This window comes from Streptomyces sp. NPDC006529 (genome assembly GCF_040611795.1).
Lineage (GTDB): Bacteria > Actinomycetota > Actinomycetes > Streptomycetales > Streptomycetaceae > Streptomyces.
The window spans coordinates 23,778-45,817 of record NZ_JBEXPB010000016.1; the positions used below are offsets into that span (position 1 = coordinate 23,778).

General features: G+C 73.5%; 19 protein-coding genes. 4 read left to right on the forward strand and 15 right to left on the reverse strand.

All coding sequences use genetic code 11. The annotated features are described in order from the left end of the window. Positions 1–82: 82 nt before the first annotated feature. From ABZY31_RS14485 to ABZY31_RS14495, 3 genes are all read left to right on the forward strand, one after another. A complete protein-coding gene (locus ABZY31_RS14485; RefSeq protein WP_356409339.1) occupies positions 83–1,066 on the forward strand; it encodes an acyl-CoA desaturase in 984 nt (327 codons plus the stop codon). Continuing rightward, the gene (locus ABZY31_RS14490; RefSeq protein WP_356409342.1) at positions 1,063–1,740 is read left to right on the forward strand and encodes a TetR/AcrR family transcriptional regulator; all 678 of its coding nucleotides are present in this window, start codon (positions 1,063–1,065) and stop codon (positions 1,738–1,740) included. Before ABZY31_RS14485 ends, ABZY31_RS14490 begins: the two co-directional genes overlap by 4 nt. A gap of 183 nt (positions 1,741–1,923) precedes the next feature. Beyond that, positions 1,924–3,714 carry an FG-GAP-like repeat-containing protein gene (locus ABZY31_RS14495; protein WP_356409344.1) on the forward strand — a complete coding sequence of 597 codons (1,791 nt, stop codon included), beginning with the start codon at positions 1,924–1,926 and terminating at the stop codon, positions 3,712–3,714. A 98-nt stretch (positions 3,715–3,812) separates the two neighbouring features. On the opposite strand, the gene ABZY31_RS14500 is transcribed toward ABZY31_RS14495, so the two are convergent. Beyond that, a complete protein-coding gene (locus tag ABZY31_RS14500; RefSeq protein ID WP_356409347.1) occupies positions 3,813–4,190 on the reverse strand; it encodes a VOC family protein in 378 nt (125 codons plus the stop codon). 4 nt (positions 4,191–4,194) lie between these two features. Beyond that, positions 4,195–5,091, reverse strand: coding sequence for a trans-aconitate 2-methyltransferase (locus ABZY31_RS14505; protein WP_356409350.1), 897 nt, complete (start codon positions 5,089–5,091; stop codon positions 4,195–4,197). A 174-nt stretch (positions 5,092–5,265) separates the two neighbouring features. Between ABZY31_RS14505 and ABZY31_RS14510 the strand changes: the two genes are divergently transcribed. Further along, entirely contained in the window at positions 5,266–5,763 is a 498-nt protein-coding gene (locus ABZY31_RS14510; RefSeq protein WP_330330854.1) for a MarR family transcriptional regulator, read from the forward strand. Here ABZY31_RS14510 and ABZY31_RS14515 read toward each other — a convergent pair. From ABZY31_RS14515 to rsmI, 13 genes are all read right to left on the reverse strand, one after another. Continuing rightward, positions 5,722–6,549: a response regulator transcription factor gene (locus ABZY31_RS14515; protein ID WP_356409353.1), complete on the reverse strand. Its 828-nt coding sequence runs from the start codon at positions 6,547–6,549 to the stop codon at positions 5,722–5,724. The genes ABZY31_RS14510 and ABZY31_RS14515 overlap by 42 nt on opposite strands. Positions 6,550–7,047: 498 nt before the next feature. Continuing rightward, on the reverse strand, positions 7,048–7,998 hold the full coding sequence (gene galE / locus ABZY31_RS14520; RefSeq protein ID WP_356409356.1) for a UDP-glucose 4-epimerase GalE: 951 nt from the start codon (positions 7,996–7,998) through the stop codon (positions 7,048–7,050). Positions 7,999–8,118: 120 nt separating this feature from the next. Then, positions 8,119–8,787 carry a LuxR C-terminal-related transcriptional regulator gene (locus tag ABZY31_RS14525; RefSeq protein ID WP_356409520.1) on the reverse strand — a complete coding sequence of 223 codons (669 nt, stop codon included), beginning with the start codon at positions 8,785–8,787 and terminating at the stop codon, positions 8,119–8,121. 122 nt (positions 8,788–8,909) lie between these two features. Further along, on the reverse strand, positions 8,910–9,671 hold the full coding sequence (locus ABZY31_RS14530) for a class I SAM-dependent methyltransferase (RefSeq protein WP_356409522.1): 762 nt from the start codon (positions 9,669–9,671) through the stop codon (positions 8,910–8,912). A 157-nt stretch (positions 9,672–9,828) separates the two neighbouring features. After that, positions 9,829–11,532 (reverse strand): PQQ-binding-like beta-propeller repeat protein, encoded by a 1,704-nt coding sequence (locus ABZY31_RS14535; protein ID WP_356409358.1) that lies wholly within the window; start codon positions 11,530–11,532, stop codon positions 9,829–9,831. Positions 11,533–11,587: 55 nt separating this feature from the next. Continuing rightward, positions 11,588–13,312: a PQQ-binding-like beta-propeller repeat protein gene (locus tag ABZY31_RS14540; protein ID WP_356409361.1), complete on the reverse strand. Its 1,725-nt coding sequence runs from the start codon at positions 13,310–13,312 to the stop codon at positions 11,588–11,590. 155 nt (positions 13,313–13,467) lie between these two features. Beyond that, on the reverse strand, positions 13,468–15,273 hold the full coding sequence (locus ABZY31_RS14545; RefSeq protein WP_356409364.1) for an ABC-F family ATP-binding cassette domain-containing protein: 1,806 nt from the start codon (positions 15,271–15,273) through the stop codon (positions 13,468–13,470). A gap of 118 nt (positions 15,274–15,391) precedes the next feature. Beyond that, complete coding sequence (locus tag ABZY31_RS14550) at positions 15,392–16,312, reverse strand: 4-(cytidine 5'-diphospho)-2-C-methyl-D-erythritol kinase (protein WP_356409367.1); 921 nt, start codon at positions 16,310–16,312, stop codon at positions 15,392–15,394. Then, positions 16,309–17,184 (reverse strand): 16S rRNA (adenine(1518)-N(6)/adenine(1519)-N(6))-dimethyltransferase RsmA, encoded by an 876-nt coding sequence (gene rsmA, locus ABZY31_RS14555; protein ID WP_356409524.1) that lies wholly within the window; start codon positions 17,182–17,184, stop codon positions 16,309–16,311. Before rsmA ends, ABZY31_RS14550 begins: the two co-directional genes overlap by 4 nt. Before the next feature lie 116 nt (positions 17,185–17,300). After that, positions 17,301–18,542: a ubiquitin-like domain-containing protein gene (locus ABZY31_RS14560; protein ID WP_356409527.1), complete on the reverse strand. Its 1,242-nt coding sequence runs from the start codon at positions 18,540–18,542 to the stop codon at positions 17,301–17,303. 842 nt (positions 18,543–19,384) lie between these two features. Continuing rightward, on the reverse strand, positions 19,385–20,296 hold the full coding sequence (locus ABZY31_RS14565; RefSeq protein ID WP_356409370.1) for a TatD family hydrolase: 912 nt from the start codon (positions 20,294–20,296) through the stop codon (positions 19,385–19,387). 103 nt (positions 20,297–20,399) lie between these two features. Further along, the gene (locus ABZY31_RS14570; RefSeq protein WP_356409530.1) at positions 20,400–20,822 is read right to left on the reverse strand and encodes a hypothetical protein; all 423 of its coding nucleotides are present in this window, start codon (positions 20,820–20,822) and stop codon (positions 20,400–20,402) included. A gap of 288 nt (positions 20,823–21,110) precedes the next feature. Beyond that, entirely contained in the window at positions 21,111–21,959 is an 849-nt protein-coding gene (rsmI, locus tag ABZY31_RS14575) for a 16S rRNA (cytidine(1402)-2'-O)-methyltransferase (protein ID WP_356409532.1), read from the reverse strand. Between the last annotated feature and the right edge of the window lie 81 nt (positions 21,960–22,040).

The window sequence follows — 22,040 nt, forward strand, 5'->3', positions numbered from 1 at the left end:
ACCTTTGCCATACTTACGTTGCCGTAGGTTACGGGTCCGTAGCCGGGCTCCTGCCGACTTCCCTCACCCCCCAGGGGACCCCATGACCGTAAGCCCCGATCTGAGCGAGGACGCTTCGGCGGCCTCCGCAGCCTCCCAGCCGTCCGCGACATTGGGCGGCGAGAGCAAGAGGTCCGTCGAGCAGATCGCGCTGCTGCTGTTCATCGCCGTGCCGTTCCTGGCGGTGCTGGCCGCGATTCCGCTGGCCTTCGCCTGGGGCGGGGTGAGCTGGCTCGATCTGGGCCTGATGGTGTTCATGTACTTCCTGGCCTGCCACGGGATCACCATCGGCTTCCACCGCTACTTCACGCACGGCTCCTTCAAGGCGAAGCGGCCGCTGCGGATCGTGCTGGCCGTGATGGGCTCGATGGCGGTGGAGGGTCCGCTGGTGCGCTGGGTGGCCGACCACCGCAAGCACCACAAGTACTCCGACCACGACGGCGACCCGCATTCGCCGTGGCGGTTCGGCGAGTCGCTCCCGGCGCTGATGAAGGGCCTGTGGTGGGCCCACATCGGATGGCTGTTCGACGAGGAGCAGACCAACCAGGAGAAGTACGCCCCGGACCTGATCAAGGACCCGGCGATCCGGCGGATCTCGCGCGACTTCATCTACTGGACGATGCTGTCGCTGGCGATCCCGCCGCTGGTGGGCGGCCTGGTGACGATGTCCTGGTGGGGCGCGTTCACGGCGTTCTTCTGGGGCTCGCTGGTCCGGGTGGCGCTGCTGCACCACGTGACGTGGTCCATCAACTCGATCTGCCACGCGGTGGGCAAGCGCCCCTTCAAGTCGCGCGACCGCTCGGGCAACGTGTGGTGGCTGGCGGTCCTCTCCTGCGGCGAGTCCTGGCACAACCTGCACCACGCGGACCCGACCTCGGCGCGCCACGGCGTGCTGCGCGGCCAGATCGACTCCAGCGCCCGGCTGATCCGCTGGTTCGAGCAGGCGGGCTGGGCGAGCGACGTCCGCTGGCCCTCGGCCTCCCGGATCGATGCCCGGCGCAAGGAGAAGGCCGCGAGCGCGGCATGATGGGTGACGTGGCGACCGACGGCAGTACCCCCAGCAGCAGCGAGAAGCCCCGGCGCAGCCGCCGGGTCCGGATGACGGGCGCCGAGCGGCGCCAGCAGCTGCTGGACATCGGTCGCGCCCTGTTCGCGGAGAAGGGCTTCGAGGGCACGTCGGTCGAGGAGATCGCGGCCAAGGCCGGGGTGTCCAAGCCGGTGGTCTACGAGCACTTCGGCGGCAAGGAGGGCCTGTACGCGGTCGTCGTGGACCGCGAGATGCGCCAGCTGCTGGACGGGGTGACGGGCGCGCTGACCGCCGGGCACCCGCGCGAGCTGCTGGAGCAGGCCGCCTTCGCCCTGCTCGACTACATCGAGTCGTACACCGACGGCTTCCGGATCCTGGTCCGCGATTCGCCGGTGGCCCAGTCGACGGGCACCTTCGCCTCGCTGATCAGTGACATCGCGACGCAGGTGGAGGACATCCTCGGTCTGGAGTTCAAGGCGCGCGGCTTCGATCCGAAGCTGGCCCCGCTGTACGCGCAGGCGCTGGTCGGGATGGTCGCGCTGACCGGCCAGTGGTGGCTGGACGTGCGCAAACCGAAGAAGGCGGAGGTCGCCGCGCACCTGGTGAACCTGGCCTGGCACGGCCTGGACAAGCTGGAGTCGAAGCCGCGCCTGGTGGGCCACCGCAGGAGCTGACGGGAGACGGACTCCGGGCCGAAAGGTTGTACGAAAAACCACTTCTACCTCGGGAAACCCACCAGTAGCCTGATGGCACTTCCCGGGGGGGGAACATACGGTCGAGGCGTCGCGCCGCTGTCGCGCGCGCCTCGTTCGTCGTGGAGTCCGCCCGGTTTCACCTGCCATCCAGGGGGAACCCTCTTGTTCTCGTCGCGCACTCAGCGCCTCGGCCGCCTCGCGGCCTGCACCGCACTCGCGCTCTCCGCGAGTTCTCTGCTCATGGTCGGCCAGGCATCCGCCGCCGACAAGGCGACGGCCCGCCCCGCGGGCTCGTCCACGGCGCCCACCACCGCGCCGAAGGCCCGCGTCCCGCACCCCGCCGCTCCGGCGGCGGGCGTGGTGACCGCCCCGAAGACCACCGCCAAGGGCCTGCGCGCCGCTGCGCCGCAGACGCTCGGCGCCTCCAGCGTCCCGCAGCCGCGTCTCGACCTGAACGGTGACGGCTTCAGCGAGCTGGCCTTCCGTACGACCCGCGGTTACACCGGGGCGTTCGAGAGCAACGGCAGCACCACCTCGGCCGTCCGCGTCAACATCGAGGGCGAGAACGACGAGACGGTCAGGGACATCATCGCCCTCGGCAACGCGGGCGGCGGCTGGAACCCGGAGGTCCTCACCTGGACCTTCGACGGCAAGCTCCAGCTGCGCGAGACCTCCGGCAGCTCGGTGGGCGCCCCGGTCTGGACCGGCACCGGCTGGCAGATCTACAACCGCGTGATCGCGGCGGCCGACCTGAACCGGGACGGCCGTCCCGACCTGCTGGCGCGCACCCCCGCCGGTGACCTGTACCTCTACAAGGGCACCGGCGACCTCTCCAAGCCCTTCACCGACCGCGTCAGGGTCGGCGGCGGCTGGGAGCAGTACGACCAGATCCTCGGCGTCAACGACGTCGACGGTGACGGAGCGGCGGACGTCATCGGCCGCACGGGCACCGGCGACCTGTACTTCCACAAGGGCACCGGCAACGGGGCCGCCCCCTTCGCGGCGCGCACCCAGATCGCCTCCGGCTGGACCTTCTACACCCAGCTGGTCGCCGGCGACGACATCAACGGCGACGGCAAGGCCGACCTGATGGGCGTCACCGAGAGCGGCGACCTGTTCTGCCACTTCTCCCAGGGCAACGGCAAGTTCGCCTGGCAGACGGACTGCGGGTCGAACTGGACCGACCTGGAGATGTTCTTCGGCGCGAGCATCACGCCGGTCTACGGCAAGCACGCCCTCGGCGCGCTGGACACCGCCGGGCAGGTCTGGTCGTACGACAACCGGTCCAACGGCGGTTTCTACGAGCCGCGCAAGGCCGGCAGCCCCTTCGTGTGGCCGGACGACGGTTCGAAGTTGGTCATGGTCTCCGGCCTGGACAGGCTGAGCTGGGCCCACGGGTTCCAGTTCAACCAGTGGGGCCTGACCAACCGGACCACCGGCCAGACCATCGCCGGTGACTGGTGGGGCGTCACGAACCTGGTCGTCGGCGGCGGCGACGTCTCCGGTGACGGCAAGGGCGACCTGCTGACCCGCGACGTGTGGGGCAACCTGTACGTCCACCAGGGCGACGGCACCGGCAACAAGTTCGCGGCTCCGGTCAACATCGGCGGCGGCTGGGACCAGTACGGCTCCATCGCCGTGGGCGACTTCAACGGTGACGGCTACGCCGACGTGGCCGGCATCACCAAGGACGCGGCCGCGAACCTGTACTACCACCCGGGCACCGGCAAGGCGTCCGCGCCGTTCGGGACGCGCTGGCTGGTCACCGTCGCCGGCGGGACCGCGCAGCTGACCTCGCCGGGCGACCTGAACGCGGACGGCAAGGCGGACCTGGTCTTCGTCCAGACCGACGGCGGCGTGTACGCGAAGTACGCGGGCAACAGCTACGGCAGCTCGATCTTCGGCGGCTCGCGCACGCTGTTCAGCAACTGGACGTACCGCAACGTCAGCTGATCCCCGCACCGCCGCCCCGCGCGGCGAGCGGAACCCCGCGGCGCCCCGCCACCGGACCTCCGGTGGCGGGGCGCCGTCGTGCGGGGCGCCGGCGGGTGTCAGGGGGCCGGGGCCGGGGTGGCCGGTTCCAGGAACTCCAGCCGGTTTCCGACGGGGTCCTCGGAGAAGAAGCGCCGGTGGCCGGGGAGGCCGTCGTCCCAGACGACCGGGGCGCCGCGGGCGGCGAGCCGCTCGGCGTAGGCCTCGATGCCGGTGACGCGCAGCCCCGGGTGGGCCTTGCGGGCCGGGCGGAAGCCCTCCTCGATGCCCAGGTGGAGCTGGACGGGCCCGGCCGCGAACCAGCAGCCGCCGCGCGCCGCCAGGGCGGGCGGCTTGGGGATCTCCGTCATGCCCAGCACCCGGCCGTAGTAGGCGCGCAGCGCGTCTTCGGAGCCGGGTGGGGCGGCGAGCTGGACGTGGTCGACGGCGGTGAGCACGGGCTCAGGCCTCCTTGCGGGCGACGGCGAAGATCCGGCGGAAGGGGAAGACGGTGCCGCGCGGGCCGGGTGGGTAGGCGCCGCGCAGCAGGTCGCGGTATTCGGCGAGGAACGCGTCGACCGCCACCTGGTCGTCGCCGAGGGCGGTGAGGACGGGGCGCAGGGCGGTGCCCTTGACCCAGTCGAGGACGGGGTCGGGTCCGGTCAGGAGCTGGTAGTAGGTGGTCTCCCAGACGTCGACGGCGCAGCCCAGCCCGGTGAACCGGTCCATGTACTCGGCGGGTTCGAGGAGGTGGATGTAGCGGGCGCCGTGCCCGGCGAGGCGCGAGCGCCAGCGCGGGGCGTCGCACAGCTGGTGCAGCAGGGCGTGGCTGGGGGCGGTGAAGTTGCCCGGGATCTGGAAGGCGAAGGTGCCGCCCGGGCGCAGGCCGTTGATCCAGGAGGCGAAGGACCCGGGGTGGTTGGGGACCCATTGCAGGGCGGCGTTGGAGACGATCAGGTCGTACGTCTCCTCGGGGACCCACGAGGCGAGGTCGGCGCGGGCGAAGTCGAGGGTGCCGCCGCCGGGGGTGGGGCCGGCGTACTCCTCGGTGGCGCGCTGGAGCATCTCCGGGGAGAGGTCGAAGCCGGTGACGCGGGCCTCGGGCCAGCGGTCGGTGAGGAGGGCGGTGACGTTGCCCGGACCGCAGCCGAGGTCGGCTATCCGGGCGGGGCGGCCGGGTTCGGCGGGCAGGGCCGGGACGCGGGCCAGCAGGTCCAGGAAGGGCCGGGCGCGGTGGTCCGCGTGCCGCAGGTACTGCTGCGGGTCCCAGGTCGGCGGGGCCCCGGCGGTCTTGGCCGCCGTCTCGCCCCGGTCCGTCTCGTGCGGCGGCCGGACGGCGGGGGTGGTGTCGGAATGCATGTTCGAGCCTCCCTGCGGGTGGTGCGTGCGAAGCGGTAGAAGGTTCCGGGCCCTGCCTGCCCATGGTCGCCGAAAATATATCTTGACGTCAAGAAGCTTGATAGCGAGAGAGTCGCTATCGAGAGGCTCGACGTCAAGAGACTTCATGTCGACAGACCCCTTACACTGATCCGCATGGAGGACGAGGTCGACCGATTGGTCGCGGCATGGCGGCGCGAGCGCCCTGACCTCGACGTGGAACCGCTCGAGGTGCTCAGCCGCGTCAGCCGGCTCGCACGCCACCTGGACCGGGCCCGCCGGCTCGCCTTCGCCGAGCACAGCCTGGAACCCTGGGAGTTCGACGTCCTGACGTCGCTGCGCCGGGCCGGGGCGCCCTACCAGCTCTCCCCCGGACAGCTGCTGACGCAGACGCTGGTCACCTCGGGCACCATGACCAACCGGATCGACCGGCTCGCCAAGAAGGGCCTGGTCGAGCGGCTGCCCGACCCCAACGACCGGCGCGGCGTGCTGGTCCGGCTGACCCCCGAGGGGCGCGACCGCGCCGACCAGGCGCTCGCCGGACTGCTCGCCCAGGAACGGGCGATCCTCGCCCAGCTCTCCCGGTCCGAGCGCGGCGACCTGGCCTCGCTGCTACGCCAGCTGACCGCTCCGTTCGACAACATCCCCGGCTAGGTCCGCCGGGCGCACACCGGCCCGCCGGGCCAGCGCGACCGCCGCCAGGGTGGAGTGCACCCCCAGCTTGCCCAGCACGTTCTGCATGTGGGTGCGCACCGTGTGCGGGGACAGGAACAGCCGCGCCGCGACGTCCTTGCGGCCCAGCCCCGCCACCATGCAGCGCAGGACCTCGTGCTCGCGCGGGGTCAGGGACTCCACCAGGCGTTCGCTGTCCGTGCGGTGCTTGCGGGCCTGGGTCAGCTCGCGCAGCACCCCGGTGAGCAGGGCGGGCGGCAGGTGGGTCTCCTCGCGCAGGACGCCCCGGACCACGGCGAGCAGCCGGGACAGCGAGCAGTCCTTGGCCACCCAGCCGGAGGCTCCGGCCTGGAGGGCGAGGGCGGCCCGGCGCGGTTCGTCGCGCTCGGCGAGGACGACCGTACGGACTCCGGGGTGGGCGGTGCGCACGGCCGCGACCAGCGCGATCCCGTCGCCCTGCGGCGCGCCGGGGCCCGGCTCGCGCTGCGCGGGGAACCCGCCGCCATGCGAGACACGGCCGCCCTGGCCACCCTGGACGCCCGGAGCCGCGGGGCCGCCCGGGCTGCCGGTGACGCCGCTGAGATCGGCGTCGACGAGCAGCACGTCGTAGCGGCGGCCTTCGGTGACGCCCCGTTCGAGGCAGCGCAGCGCGGCGGGAGCGCTGCCGGCCGCGGACACGTCCACGTCCGGCTCGGCCGCGAGCGCGGCGGCGAGCGACTCGGCGAAGATGCGGTGATCGTCCACCACGAGAACCCGGATGCGAACCACAGAACCCCCAAGGGTCGGGGAACGGACAACCGCGGGTACGGCGCCCGGACCGGGTGATCCGCAGTCGCCGCGGCCGCCGCCGTGACACCTCTGCACTACCCCGGAGCGGACGTCGTACCCGACGCGTCTCGACCCCTGAATCAACACCGGCCCCCACCGGTGTCACGCATCAGCGTAGGCCCGGGGGCGGTGCGGGGTTGGCCGAATAGCAGAAGTTTTCCGAGCCATTTTCCGGTGCGTCGCGCTGTGGAACGTCTGTGCGTGGCTTGAACTCACCGGCCGCCCGGGCCGGAATCCCGTTTCCGCTTGTGCCTGTGCCAGGGGCAGGTGCACGGGGGGCATGACGCGCAGCGTGCGCGCGCCGGGCGCCCGCGCACAGCGCTCCGCCCCGGCGCGCGGCTCCTCCCCCGCGCCCCGCGCCCGCGCACGCGCGAGAGCCGCCACCGGCAGTGCGGTGGCGGCTCTCGCGTTCGCGTGCGCGGACCCGTACGTCAGGCGTCAGCGCCGGGCGAAGGCCCAGGCGTCCGCGACGATGCCCGCGAGGTCCGGGCGGGAGGGCGTCCAGCCGAGGCGCTCCTTCGCGGTGGCCGCCGAGGCGACCAGGACCGCCGGGTCGCCGGCCCGGCGCGGGGCCACGACCTCCGGGATCGGGTGCCCGGTGACCTTGCGGACGGTCTCGATGACCTCGCGCACGGAGAAGCCGCTGCCGTTGCCCAGGTTGCAGATCAGGTGCTCGCCGGAGGCCGGGACGCCCACGGCGGCCAGGTGCGCCTCCGCCAGGTCCGCGACGTGGATGTAGTCGCGCACGCAGGTGCCGTCCGGCGTCGGGTAGTCCTCCCCGAACACCGAGATCGACTCGCGCTGCCCGAGCGCGACCTGGAGCACCAGCGGGATCAGGTGGGTCTCGGGGTCGTGCCGCTCGCCGAACTCCTTGTACGCGCCCGCCACGTTGAAGTAGCGCAGCGAGACCGCCGTCAGCCCGTGCGCCGCGCACTCGCCGCTGATCATGTGGTCGACGGCCAGCTTCGAGGCGCCGTAGGGGTTGGTCGGCTTCGTCACCGACTCCTCCGTCAGCAGCCCCTCGGTGGGCTCCCCGTAGGTCGCGGCGGTGGAGGAGAAGACGAGCTTCTTCACCCCGGCCCCGCGCATCGCGGTGAGCAGCGCGAGGGTGCCGCCGACGTTGTTGTCCCAGTACTTGCCCGGGTTCACCACGGACTCGCCGACCTGCGAGAAGGCCGCGAAGTGCAGCACCGCGTCGAAGGAGGGGTCCAGGTGGCGCGCGGCGTCCTGGATCCGGCCGTGGACGAGGGTGGCGCCCTGCGGGACGCCCGCCTCGAAGCCGGTGGAGAGGTCGTCGAGGATGGTGACCTCGTGTCCGGCCTCCAGAAGATGGGCCGCGACGACGCTGCCCACGTATCCGGCGCCACCGGTGACCAGGTACTTGCTCACTCGCCTACTACCTCTCGACGTACCGCGGCCGCTCGCCTCGGCGGCCCGTTCCCCCCTGGCTTACCCGATTCCGCGCCCACGGGGAAATCGCACCCCTCTGCGGCCCTTCCCCCGGAGGGGTCACGGACGGGCCGCGCGGTCCAGCAGGCCGGTACGGGCGGCCAGCGCGGCCGCCTCCAGCCGGGAGCCCACGCCGAGCTTCATCAGCACCCGCTGCACGTGGGTGCGCGCGGTGCTCGGCGCGATGGCCATGCCCGCCGCGATCAGCCGGGTGTCCTCGCCCTCGGCGACCCGGACCAGGACCTCCACCTCGCGCGGGGTGAGCAGCCGCAGCAGTCGGCTGCCCTCGTCGTCGGGCTGGGCGGTGGGGTTCAGGAGTTCCGCGAAGGCACCCTGGAGCAGCTGCGGCGACACCGCGGCCTCTCCGGCCCGCGCCTTGGCCAGGGCCCGCTCGACGCCCTCGATCCGCTCGTCCTGGCGTACGTACCCGCAGGCGCCCGCGGCGAAGGCGGCGGCGATCCCGCGGGGGCTGGGCACGGGCCCCAGCACCACGACCGCGATCTGCGGGCGCTCGCGGCGGATCCGCACGATGGGTTCGAAGATCCCCGGCTCGGCGGGGGTGGCGGTGCCGAGCAGGCACACCTCGGGGGCGCGGCTGATCACCAGCTCGGCCGCCCCGGCGGCCGGCGCCGCCGCGGCCAGTACCCGGTGCCCGCGCAGCTTCAACGCCGAGGCGAGCGCCTCGGCCAGCAGCCGGTGATCGTCAACGACCATGACCCGTACGCCCATTGCGGCACTCACCCCCCACCCTTCTGCCCCGGCAAGCTACACGCTTGTTCGACGCCGCGAGGGGGATACGGCACAGAAGCCCCCGTCAGGGGGTGCCGGGTGCGGCGCGCCTTGACAGCGGCTCAAGCCGCGCCGGTGAAGACGTACGCCGTCATGGGGGCGGCGACCGGTCCCGGGCCCAGGCGCTCGGTCATCTCGGCGAGGATGACGGCCCGGGCGGCCGGGCCGCCGCCGCGCTCCTCGACGGCCGCGCGCACGGGCGTGCCGGTGAGGAAGCCGGTGGCGACGTCGGCGGCCGACGCGGCGCGGCCCTCCAGCGTCAGTTCCCGCTGCTCCTCGACGGTGAATCCGGCGGCCGTCAGGTCGGCGCCGACGGCGGCGGGGTCGGCGTAGCCGTGCGGGACGGTGGGCAGGAAGCGGGGCGGGTCGGCCGGGAACGCCCGCTCCAGCCCGGCCTGGACCGCGGCGTCGAAGGCGTGCGCGGCGATCGGGCCCCAGGTGTTGAAGAGGAACCGGCCGCCCGGCGCGAGCACCCGGCGGACCTCGGTGAAGGCGGCGACCCGGTCGGGGAAGAACATCACGCCGAACTGGCAGACCACCAGGTCGAAGCAGCCGTCCGGGAACGGCAGCCGCTGCGCGTCGGCCTGGCGCCACACCGCGCCGGGGACGCGGGTCGACCCGAAGGCGACCATGGCCCCGTTCAGGTCGGTGGCCGTCACCTCGGCCAAGGGGAGAGCGGCGAGCAGGCCCGAGGTCACGGCTCCCGTTCCGGCGGCCAGTTCGAGGATCCGCCGCGGGCCGAGCGCCGCGGCCCGGGCCGCCAGGTCCTCGGCGAAGGGCCGGAAGAGCACCGGCACGAGGTACCGCTCGTAGGCCTGCGGCATGGACTCGGACCACAGCCGGTCGGCGTCGCTTCCCGTCACCCGCGCCACGGTAGCGCCGCCCCTGGGCCCCCCGCGGTCCGGCGCGCCGGAGCCCGTTCACACCGAAGCCCCCCGGAGAGGTCCTCCGGGGGGCGGGCTCACTGCGGGCGGCCGGTCGTCAGCCCGTCGTGAAGGAGACGAACAGGTACGACGGATCCGTCGTCGCCGAGTAGGGCTTGCTGATCAGCGTCTGGGAGATGAAGAACCGCCCGTTGTGGTAGCGGTACTCGGCTCCGTTGGAGGAGAAGCTGGTCTCGGGGCGCCGGATGTTCTTGTCCGCCGGCATCTCCATGAGGAGGGTCTCCTTCATCGTCGTGCCGTCGATGCTGACGACCTGGCCGCCCTTGTTGTAGGGGGGCAGCTTGTAGGCGATGACGTTCGGCCCGTCCATGCGCAGCGGCATCAGCGTGTACTGCTCGCCCGCGTCGGCGCGGTCGGTGGTCTGCTTGCCGGTGCTGAGGTCGAAGGACAGCAGCTCGTTGGTCCGGCCGTAGGCGTCCTTGCCCTGGTGCTGCGCGGCCGGGACGTAGATCTTGCCGTTGCCGACGACCATCTTCTGGCACTTCTCGACCTCGGTGGATCCGCACCGGACGTCGTAGTTGCCGGAGGAGACCGGGATGCGGGCCTTCAGCGCGCCCGCGTCGTCGAGGACGAAGAGGTCGCTGACCCCGCTGCCGCCCTTGGCGACGTCGCCGACGTCGGCGCCGACGATGAGGGGCTTGGTGGAGACGATGTGGGCGTAGTCGATGCCCTGCGAGAGCTTGTACGAGGACTTGGGCGCGCCGGTCGCCGGGTCCAGGTTCTGCGCGAGCAGGTACTGGCTGCCGTACGGGCCGCACTTGCGGATGACGGCGAGGGCTTCGCCGCCCGCGTAGCCGAGGTCGTAGCAGCCTTCGCCGTCGACCTTGGCGGGCCACAGGTTCTTGCCGTCGGCGAGGTTCCAGCCCGCGCCGCCCTGGAGGCCGCCCGCGGCGACGGTCTGGCCGCTGAGGGTGATCTCCTTGAACTCGACAGGCCTGTCACCGCTGGTGGCGGCCTTGATGGTGGTCGACCACACCAGCTTGCCCGCGTTCAGGTCGATGACGCCGATCTGGTTGCAGCGGGGGTACTTGTTGGCGTCGCTGGGCAGGGCTTCCTCGAAGAGGATGGCGGCCTTGCCCTCGCTGATGTGCCTGCTCGCGCCGCAGATCTCGGCCGGGACCGGGATGGACCACTTCACGGCGGCGGTGTTCAGGTCGTAGCCGACGATCTTGCCCACGTCGGACTTGGCGTAGACGGTGTCGGTGATCCAGGAGCCCTGGACGTCGGCGAGGTCGGCGACCTGCGGCTGCGCCATGTTGAGCAGGGTCTTGGCCTTGGTGCTCGCCGGGGGCTTCTCGCCGGCGGGGCCGCCGCCGCCGGGCTTGTCGCCGCCGCCGGTCGCGCCGGGGCTCTTGCCGTCGGTGGGGCCCTTGCTGACGTCCTGCTTGCCGCCGTCGTCGCCGGAGACGTACCAGAAGCCGCCGCCCACGATCAGGGCGATGGCCACGAGCGCTGCGGCGACGATGAGGATCTGGTCGCGCAGGGCGTTGCTCCCGCCGCCGCTGCCGCCGCTGGCGGGCGGTACGTACGCGGGCGCGGCCGGTGCGGCCTGCGGGTAGCCGTACGAGGGCTGCTGCTGGGGGTAGCCGTAGGCCGCGCCCGGCTGCTGCGGGGGGCCGGGCGGCTGCTGCGGGGGCATCGGAGGTGCGGCCGGCGGGGGCGCGTAACCGCCCGGCGGCGGGTCCTGGGGCGCGCCGAAGCCGCCCGACGGGGGCTGGTTCGGCGGCGGCGGGGTACTCATCGGGTGCTTCTGCCTCTCATGGGCGGCCTGGGGGACGTGGGGGCGGCGGACACGGTCACTTGCCGAAGACCATCACGAACTTCTCGTCCTTGCCCTCGCCGGTGATGTGCGTGGAGGACAGGAAGAGCCGGCCGTCCACGTAGGCGATCTGCGGGTTGTAGAAGGAGTTCTCCAGCGGCGCGGCGGGCCCGGAGGGGTTGTGCAGCACCGTGGTGGGCTTGCCGCCGCCCATCGGGAGGGAGACGACCTCGCCGCCGGTCGCGCGGTCGGCGGCCTGGTTGTAGGCGTACAGCTGCCCGCCCTCGGCCTTCAGCGGGACCAGCGCGCGCTTGTCGCCCGCGGGGGTGCGCCACTTGGGCTTGCCGGTGGCGAGGTCGAAGGCGACGAGTTCGTTGCCGAGCCCGGCGGTCGGCAGGACGAGGGTGTCGGAGCCGGCGTCGACGACGACGCCCCAGCAGTCCTGGAGGGGCCGGTCGAAGACGGGGTCGTCGCAGCGGGGCGTGAACTGGCCCTCGCCGCTGAGCTGGGAGCGCTGCTTGCCGTCGGGGCCGAGGACCATGATGGAGCGCTGGTTCTTGTCGCGCTGCTTGACGTCGACGACGAGCGGGTCCACGGAGTAGACCTTGCTGACCTTCCAGCCCTGGGGGAAGCGGTAGGTCCAGCTCTTGCGGCCGCTGACCGGGTCGGTTCCCTGGAGTTCCTCGATGCCGTCGGCGCAGGTGGCGATGGCGACGACCTTGCCGCTGCCGGCCGCGTAGGAGCCGGGCCGGCAGCCTTCGGGGACGTTGCTGCCGAAGAGCCGGTCGCCGGTGCTGACCTTGAAGGCGCTGGCGGCGCCGAGGCGGCTGGCGGTGACGGTGTCACCGGTGATGGAGAAGCTGGGGGTGACCTGGATGTCGAACATGCCCTCCTTGGGGATCTCCTTCGTCCAGCCCTCCTTGCCCGTCTTGAGGTCGACCATCTTCATCTGGTTGCAGGACGAGGAGTCGGACCCGTTCTTGAAGCCCACCACGATCTTGCCGTCGGTGCTGGTCTGGTAGGGGGTGCTGCACACCTCGGTGGGGAAGGAGACCTTCCACTTCTCTTTGCCGTCGCTCACGCCGAAGCCGATGAGCGACTTGTAGAAGGATTTGACGACGGTGTCGCCCACGACCCACTGGCCCGTGGCGTCCCCGCCGCCGCCGGGGAGTTCGGTGGAGTTGGTCTTCAGCCACAGGACCTTGCCCTCGCCGGGCTTGCGGCCGGCGTTGAGGTCGGTGGTGTCGGCCATGCCGTTGCCCTTGCCGTCGCCCTTGTCGACCGACGGCGATCCGGAGGGCTGGGCCACCGGCGCGGAGCTGCCCGCGGCGGCCGGCTCCTTGCCGTCCCCGTCGCCGCCCCTGAAGGCGAAGTACGCGCCGGTGCCGAGCACCAGCGCGACGACGAGGGAGGCCGTGACGAGCAACTGGGTCCGGCCGCGCGGCGCCTTGGGCGCGCCGGGGGCGACGGGCGCCATCCCGGGCGCGGTGGGCGGGAGCGGCGGGTAGCCGTAACCGGGCTGCGGCTGCTGTCCGTACGGACCCTGCGGGGCCTGGCCGGGCTGGTGGCCCTGGGGGGCCTGGGGGGCCTGGGGGGCCTGGGGGGCCTGGGGGGCCTGACCGGGCTGCGGCTGGGCGTACGGATTGGCCCCCTGCGGCGGGAATCCGTACGCGGAGGGCTGCGGGGGCCCGGGCAGGTGTCCGTAACCGGGGGGTACAGGTGGCTGGTTCGGCGGCGTCGGCGGAGTCGGCGGCTCGGTCATCAGCTGTACCTTCGGGGTCGGTCGGGCGCGGGGGATGAACCTTTGTATCACTGCAGCCGCACGCCGGACGGGCCGGTCCAGCCCCTGTGCCCAAGGGAGGACCGGCCCGTGACTCCGTCGTTATCCGGCCAGTCGGTGACCGGCGCCGCCGGACGCTACGCGTCCTCGGCCAGCTCCAGCCAGCGCATCTCCAACTCGTCCCGTTCCGAGATGAGTTCGCGCAGCTCCGCGTCGAGCTTGGCGACCTTGTCGAAGTCGGTGGCGTTCTCGGCGATCCGCGCGTGCAGGTTCGTCTCGCGGTCCGACATCTTGTTGAGCTGGCGCTCGATCTTCTGGAGCTCCTTCTTCGCGGCGCGCGCGTCACCGGAGGAGGTCGACTTGGCCGCGCCGCCCGAGGGGGCGGCGGGCGCGGGCGAGGCTTCGGCGATCATCCGCTGCCTGCGCTCCAGGTACTCGTCCAGGCCGCGCGGCAGCATCCGCAGGCTCTGGTCGCCGAGCAGCGCCATCACGGTGTCGGTGGTGCGCTCGATGAAGAACCGGTCGTGGGAGATCACGATCATCGACCCGGGCCAGCCGTCGAGGAGGTCCTCCAGCTGGGTCAGGGTCTCGATGTCGAGGTCGTTGGTCGGCTCGTCGAGGAAGAGGACGTTCGGCTCGTCCATCAGCAGGCGCAGGATCTGCAGGCGGCGGCGCTCACCGCCGGAGAGGTCGCCGACCGGCGTCCACTGCTTGTCCTTGGTGAAGCCGAACTGCTCGCACAGCTGGCCCGCCGTCATCTCGCGGCCGTTGCCGAGGTCGACCCGGTCGCGCACGCGCTGGACGGCCTCCAGGACGCGCAGGGACGGGTCGAGTTCGCCGACCTCCTGCGAGAGGTAGGCAAGCCGGACGGTCCTGCCGACGGTCACCTTGCCCGCCGCGGGCTGCACGTCGCCCTGGGTGCGCGCGGCCGTGGCCAGCGCGCGCAGCAGCGAGGTCTTGCCCGCGCCGTTGACGCCGACCAGACCGACGCGGTCGCCGGGGCCGAGGTGCCAGGTCAGGTGCTGGAGCAGGGTCTTGGGCCCGGCCTGGACGGTGACGTCCTCCAGGTCGAAGACCGTCTTGCCCAGGCGCGCGTTGGCGAACTTCATCAGCTCGCTGGTGTCGCGCGGCGGCGGCACGTCGGCGATCAGCTCGTTGGCCGCCTCGATGCGGTAGCGCGGCTTGGAGGTGCGCGCGGGGGCGCCGCGGCGCAGCCAGGCCAGCTCCTTGCGCATCAGGTTCTGCCGCTTGGACTCCTCCGTGGCGGCGATCCGGTCGCGTTCGGCGCGGGCGAAGACGTAGTCGCTGTAGCCGCCCTCGTACTCGTGGACGTCGCCGCGCTGCACGTCCCACATGCGGGTGCAGACCTGGTCGAGGAACCACCGGTCGTGGGTGACGCAGACGAGCGCGGAGCGGCGCTCCTGGAGGTGCTTGGCCAGCCAGGAGATGCCCTCGACGTCGAGGTGGTTGGTGGGCTCGTCGAGGACGAGCAGGTCCTGGTCGGCGATCAGCAGCTGCGCGAGCGCGATGCGGCGGCGCTCGCCGCCGGAGAGCGGGCCGATGACGGTGTCGAGGCCGTGTTCGAAGCCGGGCAGGTGCAGGCCGCCGAAGAGGCCGGTCAGCACGTCGCGGATCTTCGCGTTGCCCGCCCACTCGTGGTCGGCCATGTCGCCGATGATCTCGTGGCGGACGGTGGCGGCGGGGTCCAGGGAGTCGTGCTGGGTGAGCACGCCCATCCGCAGCCCGCCGTTCTGGGTGACCCGGCCGGTGTCCGGTTCCTCCAGTTTCGCCAGCATCCGGATGAGGGTGGTCTTGCCGTCGCCGTTGCGCCCGACGACGCCGATCCGGTCCCCCTCGGACACGCCGAGGGAGATGCCGTCGAGCAGGGTACGGGTGCCGTACACCTTGCTGACTGCCTCGACATTGACCAGATTGACGGCCATCAGACGCGCTCCAGGGAAAGGGGTGGATCAGCCCCTTACCCTAACCTTCCCCACCCGGCCCGAACGCTGCGCGAGCCCCCGGGCGGCCGGTACGGACCCCCGCGCCGGGGTCCCGTACTCAGTGGCGGGTGGCGCCCGGGGCCGGGGAGGTGGCCACGCGGGTGGTCCGGCAGGTGCCCGAGGCGGCCAGCGCCCCGGCGACCGCGGCGGCGGACCCGGGGTCCCGGACCAGGAAGGCGGTCGTCGGCCCGGAGCCCGAGACGAGGGCGGCCAGCGCCCCGGCCTGGAGCCCCGCGTCCAGGGTCCGGCGCAGCTGCGGGCGCAGCGAGAGCGCGGCCGGCTGGAGGTCGTTGGCCAGGGTCGCGGCGAGCGCGTCCGGGTCCCCTGCGGCCAGCGCGGCCAGCAGCTCCTTCGAGGCCTCCGGCACCGGGATGCCCGTACCGGCCTGCGCGGCGAGGCGGTCGAACTCGCGGAAGACCGCCGGGGTGGACAGTCCGCCGTCGGCGACGGCGAACACCCAGTGGAAGATCCCGGACTCCAGGGGCGCGAGCTGCTCCCCGCGCCCGGTGCCGAGCGCGGCCCCGCCGACCAGGCTGAACGGCACGTCGCTGCCCAGCTCGGCGCAGATCTCCAGCAGCTCGGCGGGCGGGCTGTCCAGGCCCCACAGCAGGTCGCAGGCGAGCAGGGCGCCCGCGCCGTCGGCGCTGCCGCCCGCCATGCCGCCCGCGACGGGGATGTTCTTCGCGATGTGGATGTGGACGGCCGGGTCCAGGCCGTGCCGGGCGGCGAGCAGCTCGGCCGCCCGCGCGGCCAGGTTCGTCCGGTCGAGGGGCACCTGGTCGGCGTCGGGGCCGGCGCAGGTGACCGTGAGGGTGTCGGCGGGGGTGACCGTCACCTCGTCGTAGAGGGAGACGGCCAGGAAGACGTTGGCGAGGTCGTGGAAGCCGTCGGGGCGGGCGGCGCCCACCGCGAGCTGCACGTTGACCTTGGCCGGGACGCGGACGGTGACGCCGGCCGTCGCGCCGTCGGTGGTGCTCACAGGGCCGCCCGCTCGGCCACCGGCTTGTTCTCCGCGATCCGCGCGAACTCCTCGACGGTGAGCCCCTCACCGCGGGCCTGCGGCGAGATCCCGGCCGCGACCAGCGCGCTCTCGGCGCCCGCGGCGGATCCGGCCCAGCCGGCCAGCGCGGCCCGCAGCGTCTTGCGGCGCTGCGCGAAGGCGGCGTCGACAACGGCGAAGACCTCCCGCTTGGTGGCGGTGGTCTTGACCGGCTCGGCGCGCCGGACCAGGGACACCAGCCCGGAGTCGACGTTCGGCGCGGGCCAGAAGACGTTGCGGCCGATGGATCCGGCGCGCTTGACGTCGGCGTACCAGGCGGCCTTGACCGAGGGCACGCCGTAGACCTTGTTGCCGGGCTTGGCGGCGAGCCGGTCGGCGACCTCCGCCTGCACCATGACCAGCGTCCGCTCGATGCTGGGGAACCGGTCGAGCATGGTCAGCAGCACCGGCACGGCCACGTTGTACGGCAGGTTGGCGACCAGCGCGGTCGGCGCCGGGCCGGGCAGCTCCGTCACGAGCATCGCGTCGGAGTGCACCAGCGCGAACCGGTCGGCGCGCGCGGGCATCCGGGCCTCGATCGTCGCGGGCAGCGCGGCGGCCAGCACGTCGTCGATCTCGACGGCGGTGACCCGGTCGGCGGCCTCCAGCAGGGCGAGCGTCAGCGAGCCCAGACCCGGACCGACCTCGACGACGACGTCGTCGGGCCGCACCTCGGCGGTGCGCACGATCCGGCGCACCGTGTTGGCGTCGATGACGAAGTTCTGGCCCTTCTGCTTCGTCGGCCGCACGCCGAGGACGGCCGCCAGCTCCCGGATGTCGGCCGCGCCGAACAACGCGTCGGCCCCCTGCAGCGGCCCGGCCCCACGCCCCTGGGCGCCCGCCGGCTCCCCGGCCCTGCCGTCCTGGTCCCCGGTCGTGCCGTCCTGGTGCTCGTTGCCGTGCTCTGCGGTGTCGTGCTCTGCGGTGCTCACCGGTAAAGCCTACGGCCGCAGTGGGGCCACGGACTCGCCCCCCGCTGCACGTAGAGCTTCTTGGCCCGGTACGTCTGCTCCGTGCCCGGCGCTTCCTGCGGGCGGCCGGTGCCGCCGAGGCTCTGCCAGGTCTGGACGTCGAACTGGTAGAGGCCGCCGTAGGTGCCGGAGGCGTCGGTGGCGGCGGGGCGGCCGCCGGACTCGCACCGGGCCAGGGCCGCCCAGTCCAGGCCGTCCGCGCCGGCGACCGAGCTGGGCAGCGGGCGGGTGCCTACCTTGACCACCTGCGAGACGGGCTCGCGCAGGACCTCCTCGGCGATCCGGCGGGGTTTCTGGCGGACGCCGTTGACGGTGCGCAGGCTGTAGGTGACCCGGCGGGCGCCGGGGCGGCCGGCCCGCTCGACCACTTCGGTGCCGGCGAACTGGTCCGGGTCCTTGACCCGCTCCACCTCGTACGGGATGCGCTCCTCGCGGACCTCGCGGGTCCCGGTGATGCGCAGGACGGTGACGGTCTGGCCGTCGCGGGGGAAGGAGGCGGGCGGCACGGAGGTGGTGTCCTGCGCGTGGAGGGTGATGCCGGCCTGTTCCAGGGCCTCCTGGACGGTGGCGGCGTTGGTGCGGATGGTGCGTTCGCGGCCGTCGGCCATGAAGGTGACGCTGCGTTCGGTCCGTACGTTCAGGGTCAGTCCGCCGCGCGGGACGGGGGTGGTGCGGGGGGCCGAGAGGTACGCGCCCTCCGCGCGGATGCCGAGCTGGCGCAGTGCGCCGTCCACGGTGGCGGCGGTGGTCCACACCTGGCGGGACCGGCCGTCGAGGGTGAGCCGCAGGGGGCGGCCGTAGCGGACGATGATCTCGTCGCCGTCGTCGAGGGCGGTGGCCGGGGCGGGGGCGACGAGGTCGTGGGCGCCGACGCCCAGGCCCTCGGCCCGCAGCAGTTCGTCGACGTCGTCGGCGAAGGTGTGCAGGGTGCGGGGTACGCCGTCCACGGTGAGGCGGACCGCCTTGTCGGCGGCGACGAAGGCGGAGGTGCCGCCCGCGAGAAAGGCGACGACCAGGGCCTGCGGGACGATCCGGCGCCAGCCGGCGGCGCCTCGGCCGGCCTTGGTGCCCCGGCGCGTGCGGGTCGCCGTGGCGGCCCCGCCGCGTCCGCCGCGCCGGGACCCGCCGTCGCCGCCCGGCCCGGGCCGGGGCGCGGGCGCCGGACCCCCGTCACCCGGGAGGGCGGGGGCCGGGAGCAGGAGCGTCTCGGGCGGGCCGGGGGCGGGGTGGTCCGGCGCGTCCGGTCCGGGCCACGACGCGGGCCAGGGGACCACCCGGCCGCCGCCGGGGGCGGTGTCCGGGGCGGCGTCCGGGGCGGCGTCCGGCCAAGGGGCACCCAATGCGTCGGCGAGGTCGGGGGCGCCCAGGCCGCTCAGGGACTCCGGGCGGGGCCAGGGGAGCGGGGATCCGGCCCCGTGGTCCTCCGGGGCGTACGGGCCGGGGTCGGGGTAGGCGTGGTCCGCTGGCGCGTAGGCATGGTCCGCTGACGCGAAGCCGTGGTCCGATGACGCGAAGGCGTGGTCCGCGCCCGGGAAGGGGGCCGGCGGCGCGTAGGAGGCCCCCGGGTCGGCGTACGCGCCCGGGGCCGGGTCCGGTCCCGCGTAGGTGTCCGCACCCCCCGCGCCCTCCCCGTACGGCTCCCCCCAGGCCGGGTCGGCGGCTTGTGCCGGGGGGCGGGCGGGGGCGCCGACGGGCGCGGGGGGCGGGGCCGGGGTGCGGCCGCGGGCGCGGCGGCCCGTGGCGGCCTCCGTCTTGCGGCGGCGCGCGGCGCGGCGGTCCCCGGCGCGGGGGCCCGGGACGGCGGGGTCCCGGTCGTCGGGGGCGGAGCCCGCCTCCGGTGCGGCGGCGGGGGCGGCCGGCTGGTCCCGGCCGCCACGGCGGTGGCTGCCCTGGGTATCGCTCACGACGCTCGCTCCACTGGTCCGGTACCGCTCCCGTTGGTTCGGGCACGGCACCCTAGCGGAGCGTCCGTCACGCAACAAAGCCGCAGGACTACGCAGCGTGTCGCCGGAGGGCGTCCGTCGCACGCGGGGCGGGGGCGTCAGTAGGCGAAGGCCCGCGCCGTGTTCGCCGCCAGCGCCGTCGCCATGGAGTCCTCGTCGGTGCCGCGGGCCGCGGCCATCGCCCGGACGGTGAGCGGGATCAGGTACGGCGCGTTCGGCCGGCCGCGGTAGGGCGCGGGGGTCAGGTACGGCGCGTCCGTCTCGACGAGCAGCAGTTCGGCCGGGGCCACCGCGACGGCTTCGCGCAGCGCCGCCGCGTTCTTGAAGGTGACGGTCCCGGCGAAGGACATGTAGTACCCGGCGGCCGCGCACTCGCGGGCCATCTCGGCGTCGCCGGAGTAGCAGTGGAAGACGGTGCGCTCGGGGGCGCCCTCCTCGCGGAGCACGCGCAGCACGTCGGCGTGGGCCTCGCGGTCGTGGATGACCAGGGCCTTGCCGAGGCGCTTGGCGATCTCGATGTGGGCCCGGAAGGAACGCTCCTGCGCGGCCATGCCCTCGGGGCCCGTGCGGAAGTGGTCGAGGCCGGTCTCGCCGACCGCCTTGACGTGCGGGAGGGCGGCCAGCGCCTCGATCTCGGCGAGGGCGTCGTCGAGGGCGGAGTCGCCGCCGCCGGGCCGGGCCCCCTGGCGGGACCAGCCGTCCGGGTCGCCGTGGACGATGCGGGGGGCTTCGTTCGGGTGAAGGGCGACGGCTGCGTGGACGTTCTCGTACGCGGCGGCGGTCTCGGCGGCCCAGCGGGAACCCTTCACGTCGCAGCCGACCTGGACGACGGTGGTGACGCCCACCGAGGCGGCCTTGCGCAGGGCCTCCTCGACCGTGCCGCTCTGCATGTCGAGGTGGGTGTGGGAGTCCGCCACCGCGACCCGGAGGGGTTCCGGGAGCGGCGGCGGGGTGTCCCGGTCGTCGTCTTTGCGGCGGGGGCTGGACGGGCTGGCGGGGCTGGCGCTCATGGGACCGATCTTATGACCGGCTCGGGCCTCGGACGGCCGCACGATCCAGCAGCCCCCACGGCCCCAAGCCGCCAGGGCCCCGCACCCGCGCGGCCCCGCTCCCTCAGACCCCGCGCATCCGCCGCCACATGCGCCCCAGCAGGCCGCCGCCGTCGCTCTCGTCCCGCGCGTCCGGGTCGATCGCCACCGGCCCGGGCGCGTCGTGCAGCCGGGACGTCTTGCGCGGTTTCGGCATCCGCGGTGCCTTCTGGCGGCGCGGGCCGTCGGCTCCGGCCGGGACGGGACCGGCGATCCCGGGCGCGACCCGGTGGTGGTAGAGCTGGTCGAGCATGCCGAGGACGGAGGAGACCTGCCCCTCCCGCATGATCCGCACCACGTGCCCACCGCAGTTCATGCAGGTGGGGTTGGACAGCGGGGAGGGGACCCGTTCGCCGCCCTCGACCGTGTAGACGATGAACGGCTGGCCGCGGCCGTCCACGTGGTGTTCGATCTCGTACGCCTGCTCCCAGCCGTACCCGCACTTCATGCACGCGAAGGAGTAGGCCTCGTGGGCGGTCCGTTCGGGGATGGCGGTTCTGGCGGCGGCGGCGACGATCGGTGCGGGCGCGACCGGCGCGGCCGCGGCGAGCGGGGTGTCTGCGATCTCACTCATGCCAGCTCCTCTGGTCCGCTGGTGGTTCCTTGACCAGTGGACGCCTGTTCCGGCGGGAGCGCATCAGGCCCTGTCCAGTGTTGGACGGCCTTTGGGCCAAGCATGCCCAAAGCGCCCTTTGCGCGGTCTGAGCTTTGCTTTTCAGCCTAGCTCTTTACCGACTTACGGCACCTTTTGTGCCGCATTCTTTGCCGCGACGACCGCGTCGAACACCTCGCGCTTGGGTAGCCCGGCCTCGGCGGCGACCGCGGCGATGGCCTCCTTGCGCCTCTCCCCCGCCTCCTCGCGCACCCGCACCCTGCGCACCAGCTCCTCGGCGTCCACGTCGCCGGGCACCGCGGCGGGCGCGCCTTCGACGACCACCGTGATTTCGCCACGTACGCCCTCGGCGGCCCATTCGGCGAGCGCACCGAGGCCGCCGCGCTTGACCTCTTCGTAGGTCTTGGTCAGTTCGCGGCAGACGGCGGCCCGGCGGTCGGGGCCGAAGACCTCGGCCATCGCGGCGAGGGTGTCGTCGAGGCGGTGCGGGGCCTCGAAGTAGACGAGGGTGCGGCGCTCCCCCTCGACCTCGCGCAGGCGGCCCAGGCGTTCGCCCGCCTTGCGCGGCAGGAAGCCCTCGAAGCAGAACCGGTCCACGGGCAGACCGGACATGGCCAGGGCGGTGAGCACGGCGGACGGCCCGGGGACGGCCGTGACCTTGATGTCCTTCTCCACCGCGGCGGCGACCAGCCGGTAGCCGGGGTCGGACACCGAGGGCATGCCCGCGTCGGTGACGAGCAGCACCCGGGACCCGGCGAGCAGGGCCTCGACCAGTTCGGGGGTGCGCGCGGATTCGTTGCCCTCGAAGTACGACAGGACGCGCCCGGTGGTGTGCACGCCGAGGCCCTGGGTCAGCCGGCGCAGCCGCCGGGTGTCCTCGGCGGCGATCACGTCGGCGCGTTCCAGTTCGGTGGCGAGCCGGGGCGGGGCGTCCGCGAGATCCCCGATCGGGGTGCCGGCGAGGACGAGCACACCCGCCGGGTCGGTGGTCGGGTGGGCGGCTTCGGTACCTCGGGGCTGCGCAGTGGTCACCCGCACATCCTCTCAGCCCGG

Bases quoted from the DNA above. Each gene is read 5' to 3' on its own strand.
- ABZY31_RS14535 (WP_356409358.1), bottom strand. From the start codon at position 11,532: ATGAGTACCCCGCCGCCGCCGAACCAGCCCCCGTCGGGCGGCTTCGGC.
- ABZY31_RS14505 (WP_356409350.1), bottom strand. From the start codon at position 5,091: ATGCATTCCGACACCACCCCCGCCGTCCGGCCGCCGCACGAGACGGAC.
- ABZY31_RS14485 (WP_356409339.1), top strand. From the start codon at position 83: ATGACCGTAAGCCCCGATCTGAGCGAGGACGCTTCGGCGGCCTCCGCA.
- ABZY31_RS14565 (WP_356409370.1), bottom strand. From the start codon at position 20,296: ATGAGCGCCAGCCCCGCCAGCCCGTCCAGCCCCCGCCGCAAAGACGAC.
- ABZY31_RS14490 (WP_356409342.1), top strand. From the start codon at position 1,063: ATGATGGGTGACGTGGCGACCGACGGCAGTACCCCCAGCAGCAGCGAG.
- ABZY31_RS14510 (WP_330330854.1), top strand. From the start codon at position 5,266: ATGGAGGACGAGGTCGACCGATTGGTCGCGGCATGGCGGCGCGAGCGC.
- ABZY31_RS14570 (WP_356409530.1), bottom strand. From the start codon at position 20,822: ATGAAGTGCGGGTACGGCTGGGAGCAGGCGTACGAGATCGAACACCAC.
- ABZY31_RS14530 (WP_356409522.1), bottom strand. From the start codon at position 9,671: ATGCCGCAGGCCTACGAGCGGTACCTCGTGCCGGTGCTCTTCCGGCCC.
- ABZY31_RS14545 (WP_356409364.1), bottom strand. From the start codon at position 15,273: ATGGCCGTCAATCTGGTCAATGTCGAGGCAGTCAGCAAGGTGTACGGC.
- ABZY31_RS14540 (WP_356409361.1), bottom strand. From the start codon at position 13,312: ATGACCGAGCCGCCGACTCCGCCGACGCCGCCGAACCAGCCACCTGTA.
- ABZY31_RS14525 (WP_356409520.1), bottom strand. From the start codon at position 8,787: ATGGGCGTACGGGTCATGGTCGTTGACGATCACCGGCTGCTGGCCGAG.